This is a genomic window from Rhodopirellula sp. UH5 (assembly GCF_056839225.1).
In genome coordinates this window covers 3,614,694-3,630,990 of the sequence record NZ_CM166390.1, presented here as the reverse complement: position 1 = coordinate 3,630,990, position 16,297 = coordinate 3,614,694, and the positions used below count along the sequence as shown (strand labels likewise).

Genomic DNA, 16,297 nt, shown 5'->3' with positions numbered 1-16,297 from the left:
CGCGGTCGCTCTCGAACGCTCCTTCCGTGGACTTTCGATCGAATCGCATTCCCGTGCGTTCGGCGGTTGCGAAGCCAGGATCGGAATGAGTGGGCTTCACTGATCGCGTGGTCGATGCTGCCCAGCTATTCCAGGATGATCTGGGTGAAGTCGGCGAATTTGGTTCCAGCAAGATCGGCAGCGATGACCCGTTTGGCGATTTCAAAGTCCACGACGATGCAACATGTTTCCATTGTTCCTGAGCCAATGCTCCCGCCGTCGCAGTGTCCCAATCCAGTCCAGCCGAGAGTCTCGTTCATGCGATCCTCGAGAGCATGGCGTTTGCTGAGATCTTTTTTGCTTCCCATCCCTTCGATCGCGTATTCGATCAGCAGGACGTCGAAGTCGTCTTCATCGAGGGGGGCGTAGCCATGGCCCAGCGGCTTGGCGAGAACGGACAGAAGATTGTCGCTTTCAGACTGGTTCTTGTCGCATTTGTGTATTTTTGTTTCGCCACGTTCGCCGACGAGCCCCCAATGCTCCGTGATTTTTGGCCCGTGAACCCAAGCTTCGTGGTACCGGAGTTCCGTATCTGAGCGAAGGTAGAGTTTGAGCATGGCAGTGGGCGTTTGAGTTGCGTCGTCGCATGATTGGGATCTCAAGGCACGCCCCATGCTAAGCCATTGCATCTGCGTGGCAGCGGCAACATCCTCGGAAATCCCGTGCATGTTCCTTCGCTTCTCGTTACGATGCTTCGTTTTGAACCTGTTTCGCTGGCTTGTTGCTAGGCAGGTGGACAGGAATGATCGGACACACCCCTGTGAGCCGTTTGGGCGTTCGCCCCGGTTGTACGTGGGAGCAACTCCTGCCGACCTGCTTAGCCCCGCTGAAATTGCACATCAAGAATCGACAACCGAGAAAGAAAACTATGCTACGACGCATCCTGACAGTCTTCCTTTTATGCGGCGGTATTTTGCCGAGCCTGATGCCGCAAGCTGGTGCCGAGGAGGCGATTGAGTTCCAGGCCAACGACGTGGTCGCCATCTACGGCAACGGCCTGGCCGATCGAATGCAGCATGACCCCTGGGTCGAGACCTTTCTCCAGCATCAATTGAAAGGGCTTGATGTCAGTTTCCGAAACATGAGTTTTTCGGGTGACAAAGTCAATCAACGTCCAAGGAACAAGGGCTTCACCAACGACATCGAGTATTTGAAACACGTGGCGCCGGATGTTGTTTTCTCTTTCTATGGTTTCAATGAGTCGTTTGCTGGACCGGAAAAAGCGGGCGAGTATCGCGATGAATTGATCCAACTGGTGCAGCGGTACACCCAGGCCCGAAAGGACCAAGGGGAGGACTTGCGGTTTGTTTTGTTCAGCCCGATCGCCTACGAGAACACCGGCGACCCGAACCTGCCCGACGGCACAGAGTTGAACGCGAACTTGGCGGCCTACACCGAGGCGACTCGTGAGGCAGCCGAAAAGACCGGTGTGGAATTCGTGGATTTGTTTTCGCCAACCTTGCAATTGTTTCAATCGAGTTCCAAGCAACTCACGCTCAACGGCATTCACCTCAATGCGACCGGTTACAAGGAGCTTGCTGGGATCATTTCTCGGGCCTTGTTCGATGAGGCGCCTGCTGCTGATGCGGATTTGGAACCCTTGTATGACGCGATCAAGGACAAGAACTGGCATTGGCACAATCGTTACCGGGCAACCGACGGCAACGACATTTGGGGCTCTCGGTCCACATTGACCTTCGTGGACGGGCAAAGCAACGCCGACGTGCTGAAGCACGAGTTGGTGATGCTCGATGTGATGACGGCCAATCGCGACAAAGTGATTTGGGCAGCTGCTCAGGGGCGAACCTTGCAAGCGGACGACAGCAATGTGCCACCGCCGGTCAAGGTGATCTCGAACATTGGTGGTGGGAGTGCCAGTTCCAGTGCGAGGAAAGAGGGCAGCATTGAGTACCTCAGCCCCGAGGAGTCGATGGCAAAGATCAATGTGCCAGAAGGCTACGAACTGAATGTCTTCGCCTCGGAGGAGCAGTTTCCTGATCTGGCAAACCCGGTCCAGATGCAAGTCGACGCCAAAGGTCGCCTTTGGGTTGCGAGTTGGAACACTTACCCCAAGTGGGAACCAGGCAAGGAAATGAATGACAGCCTGATGATCTTGGAGGACACCGACAACGATGGGAAAGCGGATGTCCGGAAGATCTTTGCTCATGTTCACAATCCACTCGGTTTCGAGTTTTGGAACGGGGGCGTGGTCGTCACGTCTGGTCCCGATTTGTGGTTCTTGAAGGACACGGATGGCGATGACAAGGCCGACGTGCGATATCCCATTCTGCAAGGGCTCGGCACCTCGGACACCCACCACGCCGCCAACAATTTGATTTACGGGCCTGACGGCGGGATCTATTGGCAAAGTGGTATTTTTCTCGTCCACAACCACGAGACGCCTTGGAAGCAGAACCTGAACATCGGGGCGTCGGGCATGTACCGCTTTGACCCGCAAACATTTGCGATCACCCCTCACGCGGGTAACTCGCCCAATCCGCACGGAACCAGCTTTGACTCTTGGGGCTACTGCTACGCCAGCGATGGAACCGGTGGGCGTTGTTACCAAGTGCGGCCCGAAGGCAACGGTTTCAAGATGCACCAATTGCTGGAGAAAGAGTTTCGTCCGGTGGCCGCCAATGCCATTTTGTCATCGGAGCATTTCCCCGACGAATTGCAGGACGACATCCTGATCTGCAACACGATCGGTTTCTTGGGAGTCAAGCAGTACAAACTGGACCGAGAAGGTGATGTCGTCGAGGAAGACCTGGCAGAGAAGACCCTGGAGGAACCGGGGTACGTCAAAATCACACAGGGTGGTGGGCTGATCACGGTCGATCATCCCGCGCTGAAGGACGCCAAGATCACGGGGTTCAAACTCAGTGTGAATGGACGCCAGCAGATGAATCTCTCGGAAGTGGAGGTCATCAGCGGTGGCCAAAACATTGCGGCGACTGCCAAGCTGAAGCAATCCAGCGAGTACAGCAACGGAACCTTTCCCGTGCAACGGCTCGTCGATGGTGACAAGGGAAACTTTGCTCACACATCGCAACAGAAAGACCCTTGGATGCGAGGTGACTTCCCGTCGCCCGTGCAGATCTCCGAGTTCAAAGTTTGGAATCGCAAAGGATTCGAAGATCGTTTCAACAACGGCAAAATTGAGTTCCTCAACGGCAAGGATGTTGTCGCGGCAGTGGACATCCAAATCGCTTCGGTTGCTCCGGAAGAGAAGCGACGAGAGGTCGGTGAAGTTTGGGGAACGCCCGGGTTGGAACTGCTCAACAGCGATGACCGGAACTTCCGTCCCACCGATGCGGTTGTTGGCGAGGATGGTGCTCTGTATGTCTCGGATTGGCACAACGCGATCATCGGCCACATGCAGCACAACATTCGCGACCCCAATCGTGATCACGCTCACGGTCGGATTTTTCGATTGACGGTCAAAGATCGTCCCCTGCAAAAACCCGTCAAAATCGCGGGCCAGCCCATCGAGGCTCTGCTCGAAAATCTGAAGCACCCCGTCAATGGTGTTCGGCATCGGACTCGAATCGAGCTCACCGAGCATGACTCCGATCAAGTCATCGCAGCAACGCAAAAGTGGATGGCGAACTTTGATCCCAATGACGAAACGGAAGCTCATCACCTGTTGGAAGCACTCTGGTTGCATCAGCAAAACGGGGTCAAGAACCAGGCTTTGCTGAACCAATTGTTGGAGTCCGATGTCCGCCACGCTGTGGTCGCAGCCAAGACGGTTCGGCACTTTTGGGAAAAGGTTGATACGACCGGTGGAAGCGAGTTTGCCGCGCCTGCGGAACTTGAATTCGTGAAGTACGATCCACCCAAGCACCTCAGCCCGGCAGACCGCAAGACGTACGAGTTGGGCGCGACGATCTATCAGCGTGAATCGCACTGTGCGACCTGTCACATGACTCACGGCAAGGGAACGCCCAATGTCTACCCCCCATTGGTCGGCAGCCCCTGGGTCAACGGGAGCGAGGATCGGCTGATCAAGATGGCCCTGCATGGCGTGTGGGGCAAAATGACTGTGGCCGGGAAGACTTACGACCCTGCCCGAGGCGTGCCGCCCATGACCGCGTTCCGATCTTTGTTGAAGGACGATGAAATGGCCGCGGTTCTGACCTTCGTGCGGAACACTTGGGGGAATGAATCCTCGGTCGTCAGTCCGCAGTCCGTCACGCGTGTTCGGGAAGAAACCAAAGACCGGACGACGTTCTACAAACCCGAAGAAATTCTCCGTGTTCATCCGCTGGAGAAGGATCTGATCGATGAGAACGCCGCACCCGAGGCGGAGGTGTTCTCCAACGAGGAACTGGAACAGCAGCTCCTCACCGCTTCACCTTCCAAGCTGGCGCAGGTTGCCTTGGCGAAGGGGAATTTTCAACGCGGCAAACGGTTGTTCCACGAATCGTCTGCAGCCTGCTTCGCTTGTCACTCGCCACCCGCGGGCACCGTGCGAATGGGACCGGACTTGGAAAAGGCAACGACCAAACGCACGAATGAAGAACTGGTCGATGCCCTGCTCCGCCCGTCCAAGTTGATCGACAAGGACTACGCGCAGGTGAGCGTGCTGACGGTGGATGGTCAGATCTTCACTGGCATTCGTGTGAGTGAAAACGACGACGAGATTGTGTTGCGGAATCTCGCTCAACCGGAACCCATCACGATTGCGCAGGACGATGTCGAGGATGTGATCGAGTCGGAGGTGTCTTTGATGCCTGAGAACTTGATGCGGCAGATGAAGAACCGCAAAGAGTTCAACGATCTGTTGAAGTACATCATCGAAGTCCGCGAGAAGTGAGTCTGCGTTGAGGCCGGCTGGATGATCCATCTTGGTGGTTCCCCACGAGGATCCCGGCGGGATCACAGATGGTAGCCGGGGGGTGCTGCGTAGCAGTGCACCCCCGGAATTCGAGCCCCAATAACACACTCTCCATCCCTCCGTGGCCGAGGCCACGGAGGGATGGAGAGTGGAGACGTGGGTTTACATGTCCGTCGGTGGCGCTATCGCTTACCGACGGCTACTCTCTGCCATCCCTACCGGGATGAAAACCTACGCGGGCGACCAGTCTGCGACACCCTTCGGGGTCGAATGAATGGTCGCGTTTTTGATCCGGGGGTGTTCGCTGTCGCTCAAACCCCCGGCTACTTTCTTTCATCCCTCCGGGATGGGGCTTTTGTGGGGTGAGCAAAGGAAGTGAGTGAAAAACTCATGACACGAGCGACTTGCCGGCAGCTGTGGTCTGCGCAAAAGATCCCGACGGGATCACAGATGGTAGCCGTGGGTCGCGATAGCGCACCTACGGTCAGCAGTCACTCGCGAACACCGACCCCGAAGGGTGTCGCAGAGAACGATTTGGCCAGCGTGTATTGTTGCCTCGTCTTTTGGGAGGCTCCTCTTTGGGCCAAGCCTAGTTCGTTGGCGGGTCAACGAACTCGAGTGGTGGAGCGACGTCAGGTTCTCGCTCTGAAAGGACTCGGATCGTGTAGCCTCCGTAGCACTTTGGGCCGACGATAATCATCCAATCGGTGATATCGCTACGAGTAACCGTGCGGGCATCGCCAAGCTTCAGGTTTGGAATGTTCTCTGGGTCATTTGCACACTCGCCGGTAATCTCATCGCCTTCGATTTTGATGGGAGTGAACCAGATGTGTTCCAATTCGCCATCTGACGTTGGCATTGCGAATTTGAGACTGTAGGCATCGCTACCCATCGTCTTCCAGTTGTTCTCAAAGAACGAAAGCGTTTCCTGTGCCTTGGCGATCGCAGCATTCATTTCTGAGTCGTCGTCTTCAACGTTGACGACCGAGGAGACCGAAGAGTTCGGTGTCGGTGACTCGCTGCATCCGCAGAAGGCGATGAGCGTTGATGAGACGAACCCGACTAGCAATTTGTGGATCAATGCCGTTTCCTTCGGTGAGTTGAATGTTGCCGCCGCAGGCCGATATCAGGCAATGCGTGAGGCGATTGTAATCTCACTTGGCAGTTCTGACCGAACCGCTGGAGCAATGGATCGGTCGCCGCAAACGCACGTATTGTCATTTGTCCAGACTTGGGCGCGGGAACGCTCTTGCGATCAACACTCGCTAGAAGCCGATGCCGCGGAAGGTGGTTCAGGCGTTGCGGGCTTCTCGGGCGATGGTCCACTCGATGGCGGCGATCAGGGCGCGGGCCTTGTTGAGGGTTTCTTCGTATTCTGAGTCGGGGTTGCTGTCGGCGACGACTCCGCAACCGGCTTGCACGTGATACGCCCCGTTTTGATGCACGATCGTGCGGAGCGCCAAGCAGGTGTCCATGTTGCCTCGGTAGTCGATGTAGCCGACTGCGCCCCCATACGGGCCGCGACGATGCGGTTCGATCTCGTCGATGACCTGCATCGCACGGACTTTGGGGGCACCCGAAACGGTTCCCGCGGGCAAGCATGATTTCAAAGCGTCAAACGCGTCCAGCCCTTCTCGCAGTTTGCCTCGCACTTCGCTGCTGATATGCATCACGTGGCTGTAACGCTCGATGACCATGATCTCGGTCAGGTCCACGGTGCCGAACTCGGCGATCCGGCCGATGTCGTTGCGACCCAGGTCGACCAGCATCACGTGTTCAGCACGCTCCTTGGGGTCGGCCAGCAATTCTTGTTCGAGGGCTTTGTCCTCTTTTTCGGTCGCGCCGCGAGGGCGGGTGCCCGCGAGCGGACGCACCGTGACCTCGCGGTCTTTGACTCGGCACATGATCTCGGGCGAGCAACCGACCAAGACACATTCGGGATTGCGGACAAAGAACATGAACGGCGACGGATTGACGACACGCAGCGAACGGTAGACGGCGAAGGGATCGACATCGCTTTTGACGGTCAGACGTTGGCTGGGAACGACCTGGAAGATATCGCCGGCGCGGATGTATTCAACGCAGTGGCGGACCGCGTCACAGAAGGATTCCCGGGTGAAGTTGGACTCGACCGGAAGTGGTTGGCGTTGGTCTTCTTCGATGATTTCGTCCACGCGAAGATCCGGTGGGCTGGTCATCAGACGCTTGATCGTTTGGTCGACTTCTGCGGCGGCGGATTGCCGGGCGGCGGCGATGGTCGCGGAGTCCGAGTCTTCGTCGATGCCGCGGCAATCGGCCAGGGAGACCACCGTGATGGTCTTGTCGACGTGATCGAACACGCACAGGGTGTGATAAAAAGCGAAGTTCAGATCGGGAAGTTCGCGGTCATCTTCGGTGGTGTCCGGCAAATTCTCGACATAGCGGACAACGTCATAGCCCGCGTAGCCGATGGCTCCTCCGATGAACGGCGGCAGTCCATCCAGGGTCGCGGTGCGGTCTTGGAAGCGTTGGCGAAACGCGTCCAGAGGATCGTCGCAATGGGATTCAACGACTTCGCCGGTGGACATGTTTGTCTGCCGAACCGTGTTGCCTTTGGCGGTGAATCGGGCCAGGGGTCGGGAGCCCAAAAAGCTGAAACGCCCCACCTTTTCGCCTCCAATCACGCTTTCGATCAGAAAAGCAGGGCCGCCATCGTCCAGGTGCATGAACGCCGTGACGGGGGTCAACGTATCAGACAGCAGGCGTCGGTAGACGGGGACAAAGTCGAACCGACGGGCCAGCGATTCGAACGACGAAAGCGGCGGTTGGTGCATGAGGTTTCCAGTCATGAAGTTTCGGCACGTTGGGGCGTTGCGATAGTGTGAAGTGCGACGGCGGGCTTGGAAACCGGGTTGGCCAGCGATAGAATTCCAAGGCGTGAACGAGTCCGCCTCCTCGGGCGGTCATCACGGAGCCGTGATGCCGACCATGACAGCAATCGTGCCGCGAAGTTCGCTTCGGACCGCGAATTCCGCATCGTGCCACGGAACCTGTGTCACGAATTTAGCGAGCCATCCTGCGAGACTCTCATGAAATGCCAGTACTGCGATAAACCGGCGACTTTTCACATCACCGAATTGACCGAACCCGATGGGCCGCAAGTGCTGCATTTGTGCGAGCAGCACGCTCGGAACGTGTTGCAAAAGGGCGAACCAACGCCGGTTTCCAGCGTCGCAGGGGCGTTGGCCAAGCAGTTGCAATTGGGCCAGACCAAGGAAGAATTGCGGAAGTTGGATCAAAAAGAGTGCCCCGTTTGTGGGATCACCTTCTTTGAATTCCGTAATTCAGGACGGTTGGGTTGCCCCCTGGACTATGACTTCTTCGAAGCCGACCTCAAACCTTTGTTGCTGAATATTCACGACTCATTGGAACACACCGGAAAACGGCCCACCCGAGCGGCTGCCACAGCCGATTCACAAGCGGACTTGATCCGGTTGCGAAAAGAAATGGAAGCCGCGGTGGACCGGGAAGAATACGAACGAGCGTCCGAATTGCGAGATCAAATCAACGCGATCCAAGGCGAGCCCAAACGTCGAGGAAACGCGATATGAAAGAAGCCACCGACCTGTCGGTGTTGGTCCAAAAAAGCGGTGAATGGTTGCGTGGCACGGGCCCCGAATCCGACATTGTGATCAGCAGCCGCATCCGTTTGGCCCGCAATTTGGCGGGATTCCCCTTCATTCGAAAATGCAGTCCCGAGGACCGCGAAAAAATCGAACGCCAGGTTCGTTCCCGGCTGGAAAATCTGCCTGAATGGGACGAGATCCCTTACGTCGACATCGCGACACTGAGTGAAGTGGATCGCCAGTTCTTGGTCGAACGCCAGCTCATCAGCCGAGAAATCGCGGATTCCGAAGGCAGTCGTGCCGTCGCGATCGATCCCAGCGAACAGTACTCGGTGATGATCAACGAGGAGGACCACTTGCGCATCCAGGTGATGCACAGCGGTTTGGATTTGCTCAGTGCCTGGGAACAAATTGATCGAATCGACGATGCGATTGAAGGGGAGGTGCTGTACGCATTCCACAGCAAATTCGGCTACCTGACGGCTTGTCCAACCAATGTTGGCACGGGGCTGCGGGTCAGTGTGATGCTGCACTTGCCCGGTTTGGTGATCACTCAGCAGATCGAAAAGGTGTTCCGCAGCATGCAGCGGATCAACGTCACGGTCCGTGGTCTGTACGGCGAAGGGTCGCAGTACACCGGCGATTTTTACCAGGTCAGCAACCAGGTGACGCTCGGGCACACCGAACAAGAATTGTTGGAAATGGTTGGCCAAGAGGTGGTTCCACGGATCATCGATTACGAACGCAAGGCTCGCGAATTCCTGATCGACAAGGGCCAGCAAGACCTGCATGACGACGTCAGCCGGGCGTTGGGGATTCTCAGCACGGCCCGCAAAATCAGCAGCGAAGAAACCATGCACTACTTGTCCAAGGTTCGGATGGGCGTGAACCTGGGGCTGATCGACGACGTGCAATTGGCAACGATCAACAAGCTGTTCATCCACACCCAGCCGGCTCACTTGCAAAAACTGCACGGGCGAGTGTTGACGACCAGCGACCGGAACGTCCAGCGAGCCAGCTACTTGCAACGCCATTTGTGCGGGCCCGCTGACCGCACCGACGAACTGAACTGACTTTCTCGAAGATGCGTCTGACTGAATGGATGTATCAAACGCCGACCCAATGAGTGGACAAGTTGCAACGGGAAATCATCGTCAAAGGCGCTCGCGAACACAACTTGCGCGACGTCGATTTGACGCTCACGCGAGGTGAGCTGATATGTTTCTCGGGTGTTTCGGGAAGTGGGAAGAGCTCGCTCGCGTTTGACACGCTGTACGCCGAAGGTCAACGCCGGTATGTCGAGAGCCTGAGCAATTCGGCTCGGCAATTCATGGGCCAGATGCCCAAGCCCGACGTCGATTTGGTGACCGGGCTGAGTCCCTCGATTTCGATCAGCCAAAAGTCGACGGGCAACAACCCTCGCAGTACGGTTGGCACGATCACGGAGATCTACGATTTCCTGCGAGTGCTGTACGCTCGCGTTGGCACCGGGCACTGCCCAGCCTGTGATGTCGAAATCGCGGCGCAAACGACCGATGTCATCGTCAATCGATTGGTGCAGTTGGCCGCCGATGGTTGGCAGGACGACCAATCGTCCGAGGAGTCTGGAACGGAAGCTGCGATCGAAGACGGAACGCTGTGGGTGATGGCGCCGTTGGTTCGCGGTCAAAAAGGTGAATTCCGCGACCTGTTCGAAGACCTTCGCAAACAAGGGTTCAATCGCGCTCGTGTCGACGGGGAAACGTTTCGGCTGAGCGATCCACCGCCGCTGGATCGAACCCGGCGTCACGATGTGGAAGTCGTGATTGATCGCATTGTCGCGGGGCAAATTGACCGGCCACGATTGGTCGAAGCGGTGGAGTTGGCGCTGAAACTGGGCGAGTCGTCCTTGATCACTTCGGTCGGGCCGCCCAACGGGGAGGACGTGCCTCCGGTCCGTCACGACCAACTGTTCTCTTCGAAGTATTCGTGCGGCAATTGCGGACGAAGTTTCCGGCCGCCGACGCCGCAGCTGTTCAGTTTCAACAGCCCGCAAGGGATGTGCACGTCCTGCGATGGAATCGGCCGGCTGTACACGTTTGTGCCCGAGTTGTTGATCCCCGACGAGTCGCTGTCGATTCGCAAAGGTGCGATCGCATTGCTCGGCAAATGGGGCGACCTGGGGCGCTACCGACGTCATATCTATCGCGGTGTTGCCGATGCGATGGACGCCGAACTGGAGCTCGAACCCGGCACGATGCTGGAAACTCGCTGGGACAAACTGCCAGAGATCGCTCGCCACATTTGGTTGTGGGGCGCCGACGACTCGATGCAGTTCACTTGGCGAGGCGGACGCCAAGCCAAGAAGTATGTCGGCAACTTCGAGGGTTTTATTCCCGAGTTGCTTGATCGCTATCGAACCAGCCGCAACAAAATGCAGTTGCGTCAGTTCGAAAAGTACATGAACACGATGGATTGTCCGGATTGCCATGGCAAACGGCTGAACGATCAGGCGTGTGCGGTTCGTCTCTCGACAGGCTCGGAGGACTTTGCCGGCTCGAAGAGCCAATCGCTTCCCGATTTGTGTGAGCTTTCCATCGATTCGCTGATGGAGTTCTTCAGTGACATCCCGCTTTCAAAGACCAACGCCCAAATCGCCGGCGAGGCTCTCAAAGAAATTCGCGGGCGGATTGGGTTTTTGCTCGGCGTGGGCTTGGAATACCTGACGCTGGGCCGGACCGCGCCGACGTTGTCCGGCGGTGAGTCCCAGCGGATTCGACTTGCCGGCCAGATCGGTTCGGGGTTGTCGGGTGTGCTTTACATCTTGGACGAGCCATCGATTGGTTTGCACCCGCGTGACAACGACCGTTTGATCACAACGTTGACTCGTTTGCGAGATGCGGGCAACACGTTGATCGTGGTCGAGCACGACGAAGACACGATGCGAGCGGCGGACACGATCGTGGACTTTGGGCCTGGTCCCGGTGTCAAAGGCGGTCACATCGTGGCGGCCGGTTCGATGGAGGACCTGTGTCGATCCCAGGAAAGCGTCACGGGAGCGTTCTTGTCGGGGGCTCGCGCGATCACGCCGAGAGAAAAGCTGCGACCGGTTGATCCCGCAAAACAGCTGACGATTCGCGGGGCGCGTTTTCACAACCTGAAAGACATTGACGTCTCCATTCCGCTGGGCGTGGTGACTTGCGTCACCGGGGTCTCGGGCAGCGGCAAGAGTTCGCTGATTGGCGGGATCGTCGAACCCGCGCTTCGCAATGCGCTCAATGGTGCCGAAGCGGATGTTGGCGACCACGATTCCATCGAAGGCCTGGAGCATCTCGACAAAACGATCGCGATCGATCAGTCACCGATTGGCCGGACGCCTCGCAGCAATCCCGCGACGTATGTGAAGGTCTTCGACGAGATTCGCAATCTGTTTGCGAAATTACCTGAAGCGAAGGCTCGTGGGTACACGGTCGGTCGATTCAGTTTCAACGTGGACGGAGGTCGTTGTGCCGCTTGCGATGGCAACGGTGCGACCAAATTGGAAATGGATTTCTTGGCGGACATCTGGGTGACGTGCCCGGTTTGCCAAGGGTATCGGTACAACCGAGAAACGTTGTCGGTTCAGTTCAAGGGCAAGTCGATCGCCGACGTTCTGAACATGGACATCTCGGAAGCCTTGGATTTGTTCCAGAACATTCCCAAGATCGCCGAGAAGTTGCAGACGTTGGTCGATGTGGGGTTGGAGTATTTGAAGCTCGGTCAACCTTCACCGACCTTGTCCGGCGGCGAAGCCCAGCGAATCAAACTTTCGCGAGAATTGAGCCGAAGGGACACCGGCCGCACGCTGTACGTGCTGGATGAACCGACGACGGGGTTGCACTTCGCCGACATTGATTTGTTGTTGGGGGTGATCAATCGATTGGCCGATCGCGGCAACACGATCGTGATCGTTGAGCACAACTTGGACGTGATCAAAACAGCGGACTGGGTGATCGACATCGGCGTCGAAGGTGGTGCCGGTGGCGGTCGGGTGGTCGGCGAAGGTCGGCCGACAGAAGTCGCCAAAGTGGATGACAGCTACACCGGTGCGGCGCTGGCCGAGGTGTTGGGAATCAAACGCCGCCAAGCCAAAAAACGCGGCCAAGCGATCCGTGACATCGTTGCTCCGCCGGCCAAGTCTCGGACCCATGTGGTGGTCGAAGGTGCATGTGAACACAACTTGAAATCCGTCGATTTGGCGATTCCACGTGACGCGATGACAGTCTTCTGTGGTCCCAGTGGCAGCGGCAAAAGTTCGCTGGCGATGGACACGATTTACGCCGAGGGCCAGCGGCGGTATGTCGAGTCGTTGTCCAGTTACGCGCGGCAGTTCATTGGGCAGGTGCAAAAGCCCAAAGCGGAACGCATCGAAGGGCTGTCACCCGCGGTGGCGCTGGAGCAAAAGAACCTCGGTCATTCTCCACGCAGTACCGTCGGAACGGTCACCGAGGTCTATGACTACTTGCGGATTTTGTACAGCAAACTCGGCACGATGCACTGCCCGGACTGTTCGGTGCCCGTGGGAACGCAAACGCCCGATCAAATCATCGACAAGGTGATGGGATTGCCAAAGGGCACGCGAGCTTTGTTGCTCGCGCCGATCGAGGTGCAGTCTGGCGAAGCATCGCTGACGACTTGGCAGAGCTATCGTGCGATGGGGTACTCCCGCGTCCGCATCGATGGCGAGACGGTTGAACTGGATGACGCGAAAGCACTCGACCCGCGGCGGGTCCATCTGGTGCAGATCGTCGTCGACCGAATCAAGATCACTCCAGAGGAACAATCCCGGATCAGTGACAGTGTGGAGCAAGCGTTGTCGTTGGGCGTTGGCGTGATGGACGTGGCGATCGCGGATTCGGATCAACCCGAACGCGATTGGCATGTGCTTCGGCACAGTCAGCACTTGGTTTGTGAATCCTGCGGTCGGTCGTTCTCGCAGTTGACCCCGCACCATTTTTCGTTCAACTCCGGCATCGGTTGGTGCCCTGGTTGCGAAGGTTTGGGAACCCAAACGGGGACCAATCCCGCGGCTTTGATGGGGACGCCTCAAACGACATTGGCCGATGGGGCAGCGTTGCTTTGGCCGTCCGTCGATCATGCGGTCAGTCGCTGGATGTTGCGAGCCCTTTCGCGAACAACGGGCATTCCGATTCATCAACCGATCGATTCGTTGACCGTGTCGCAGCGACGGATTCTGTTTCATGGTTTGGGGCCGCGGTGGGTCGAGGTCCGGCATGGCGACACGACCGATGACAACGCGTCCGCCGAAAAAGAACGCGTCGAAGAGGTTCGTGATCACTTTGGGGAAGGCAATGTCCTGTTCCGGTTCCAGTTCAAAGGGTTTTACCCGGCTCTGGAAGAAGCCTCGCGTTTGACGCCGGGATTGCGGATGCGGTTGGAGGCCTTTGTGGCTGAAATCGACTGCTCGGTCTGCGATGGTTCGCGTCTGCGGGATGATTCCGCGGCGGTTCGATTCCGGGACTTCACGATTGGCGACTTGGTGCACATGCCGCTGGATCGATTGTCACGAGAGATCGATTCGTGGGACCTCGATCGCCGCGAATGGAAGATCGCAGGCGAGCTGATTCGCGAAGTTCAATCTCGCGTCCGGTTCTTGCGAGACGTGGGACTGGACTACCTGACTCTGCACCGTGGTGCACCGACACTTTCAGGTGGCGAGGCTCAACGAATTCGTTTGGCGTCACAGCTTGGCAGTGGTTTGTGTGGCGTTTTGTATGTGTTGGATGAGCCGACCATTGGTTTGCACCCACGAGACAACCGGCGATTGCTGGCGGCGCTGCATCGATTGCGAGACCAAGGCAACACGTTGTTGGTGGTCGAGCACGATTACGATGTGATCTCTGGAAGCGATTACCTGTGCGACTTCGGGCCTCGGGCCGGTCGGCACGGTGGTCGGGTGGTGGCCCAAGGCAAGCCCGATGCGGTCGAACCTGCCAGCGAGTCCGTCACCGCGCCGTACTTGCTCGGCGAAAAGCAAATAGAGTTGCCTGCGGTTCGCCGCCCGGTGATTTCTGAATCGGGCAAGCCGATGGTCGAATACCTGTCGATCAAAGGGGCGCGTGAGAACAACTTGCAGGACGTGGACGTTGACATTCCGTTGGGAGTTTTGACTGCGATCACGGGCCCCAGCGGCAGCGGGAAAAGCTCGCTGATCAATGACATCGTTTACCCTGTTTTGGCGAGACGATTGCACCGGGCCAAGGTCAAACCGGGGCAGCATGATGGCATCGATGGTTTGCGTTACGTCAACAAAGTCATTCAAGTCGACCAGTCTCCGCTGGGGAATTCCCCGAGCAGCAACCCGGCGACCTACACCGGTGTGTTTGATCTGATTCGGGCTGTGTTTGCGGAGATCCCCGCTGCACGCGAGCGGCGTTTCACACCCCGGACATTCAGTTTCAATGTGTCGGGGGGACGCTGCGAATCTTGTGAAGGCAGCGGCCAACGCAAGATTGAAATGCATTTCTTGCCTGACGTTTGGGTGCCCTGCGAAGATTGTGGCGCCCGGCGTTACAACGACGACGTGCTGGAAGTCAAACTGCATGGCCAGTCGATTGCCGATGTTCTGGAAATGCCGTGTGGTGAAGCGGTCGAGTTGTTCTCATCGCATTCCCGGATCGCACGTGTCATTCAGACACTTTGTGATGTTGGATTGGAATACGTCACGCTGGGCCAGTCCGCCCCGACTCTCTCGGGTGGAGAAGCTCAGCGAGTGAAATTGGCGGCGGAGTTGGCTCGTCCTGCAACGGGGCACACGATTTATCTGTTGGACGAACCGACGACCGGTTTGCACTTCGGTGACATTGAGAAGTTGTTGGTCGTGATGCAGCGGTTGGTCGAATTGGGGAATTCGGTGATCGTGATTGAACACAATTTGGACGTGATCAAGTGTTGCGATTGGTTGATCGACATTGGGCCCGGGGCAGGCGTCCACGGTGGGCAAGTCGTGTTTGCGGGAACGCCGGAAGGCTTGGCGGCGAAGGCGGATCCTGCCAATTGTGAAGCGGACGAATGGGTGTCTTCGACCGCGCCGTTCTTGGCCGATGCGATCTCGGGAACGCGTACCGCTGAGCCGCGAGAAATCTTGGATTGGCAGCCGACGGTCAACGGTCGAGTGGCGGAAACGAACACGGGGAATTTGCCGACGCCGACGATCGTTGCGAAGCCTGCGCCCGTTCTGCGAGTCGATTCTGAGACGCAGATTCCGGTTGCCGAAATGGTTTCGGAATCCGATTCCAACGGCGACGAGCCGGCGGATTCCATGCAACCGTGGCGAGTGTTGGGGCGTCGTTGGCACACGTTGCCGAAGGGGTTCCCCGAGAACACTCCACCTCAGTGGCCGCTGGAATTGGTGGAAGCGTTGCTGGACATGTTGTCGAATGTCGCGGGCGAAGGTGCGGTGGAGTACCCTGCCCCGGACCGTGTCTCCGTTCGGTTAGAATCGGGCGAGGAAGAAACTCCGTTGCCGCATTGGGCAGAGCTTGAAACCAAGGTCAGCGATTGTGTTCGGTTGAAATTGAGGGGGCCTCAGTCCGCGATTGATTTGGAGCAATTGTTGGCATTGGACGTGCTCCAATCTCGTTCCGACACTGGCACGTTGGACCTCAGTGATGCCGAGCGAGTGACCCTGACATTTCATTTGACCGACGTGGATCATGCACGCAGTCGCAAGCTGAAAACGTTCTTGAAAACGCACTTGGATCGGACCCGGTCCTCCACTTGACGTGTTGACGAGGCGACGGGTTTGAGCGACAAACCCGAGTCACGCACATCC

The 16,297-nt window shown here is 57.4% G+C and carries 7 protein-coding genes; 4 read left to right on the top strand and 3 right to left on the bottom strand.

Going from position 1 to position 16,297, the window contains the following annotated elements:
- Positions 1-125: 125 nt before the first annotated feature.
- A complete protein-coding gene (locus tag UH5x_RS12945) occupies positions 126-596 on the bottom strand; it encodes a hypothetical protein (protein ID WP_482635873.1) in 471 nt (156 codons plus the stop codon).
- A gap of 311 nt (positions 597-907) precedes the next feature.
- On the opposite strand from UH5x_RS12945, the gene UH5x_RS12940 reads away from it, so the two are divergent.
- Positions 908-4,858, top strand: a complete 3,951-nt coding sequence (locus tag UH5x_RS12940; RefSeq protein WP_482635872.1) for a PVC-type heme-binding CxxCH protein — start codon at positions 908-910, stop codon at positions 4,856-4,858.
- A 610-nt stretch (positions 4,859-5,468) separates the two neighbouring features.
- Here the strand turns inward: UH5x_RS12940 and UH5x_RS12935 are convergent.
- Positions 5,469-5,960, bottom strand: coding sequence for a DUF2314 domain-containing protein (locus UH5x_RS12935; RefSeq protein WP_482635871.1), 492 nt, complete (start codon positions 5,958-5,960; stop codon positions 5,469-5,471).
- A 211-nt stretch (positions 5,961-6,171) separates the two neighbouring features.
- Positions 6,172-7,707 (bottom strand): anthranilate synthase component I, encoded by a 1,536-nt coding sequence (gene trpE, locus UH5x_RS12930; RefSeq protein WP_482635870.1) that lies wholly within the window; start codon positions 7,705-7,707, stop codon positions 6,172-6,174.
- Positions 7,708-7,947: 240 nt separating this feature from the next.
- On the opposite strand from trpE, the gene UH5x_RS12925 reads away from it, so the two are divergent.
- Genes UH5x_RS12925 through uvrA form a run of 3 tightly spaced genes read left to right on the top strand, consistent with a single transcriptional unit; the run spans position 7,948 to position 16,246 of the window.
- Positions 7,948-8,469, top strand: a complete 522-nt coding sequence (locus UH5x_RS12925; RefSeq protein WP_047812882.1) for a UvrB/UvrC motif-containing protein — start codon at positions 7,948-7,950, stop codon at positions 8,467-8,469.
- Positions 8,466-9,557: a protein arginine kinase gene (locus UH5x_RS12920; RefSeq protein WP_047812881.1), complete on the top strand. Its 1,092-nt coding sequence runs from the start codon at positions 8,466-8,468 to the stop codon at positions 9,555-9,557. Before UH5x_RS12925 ends, UH5x_RS12920 begins: the two co-directional genes overlap by 4 nt.
- A gap of 53 nt (positions 9,558-9,610) precedes the next feature.
- Entirely contained in the window at positions 9,611-16,246 is a 6,636-nt protein-coding gene (uvrA, locus tag UH5x_RS12915; RefSeq protein ID WP_482635869.1) for an excinuclease ABC subunit UvrA, read from the top strand.
- The last annotated feature ends 51 nt before the right edge of the window (positions 16,247-16,297 follow it).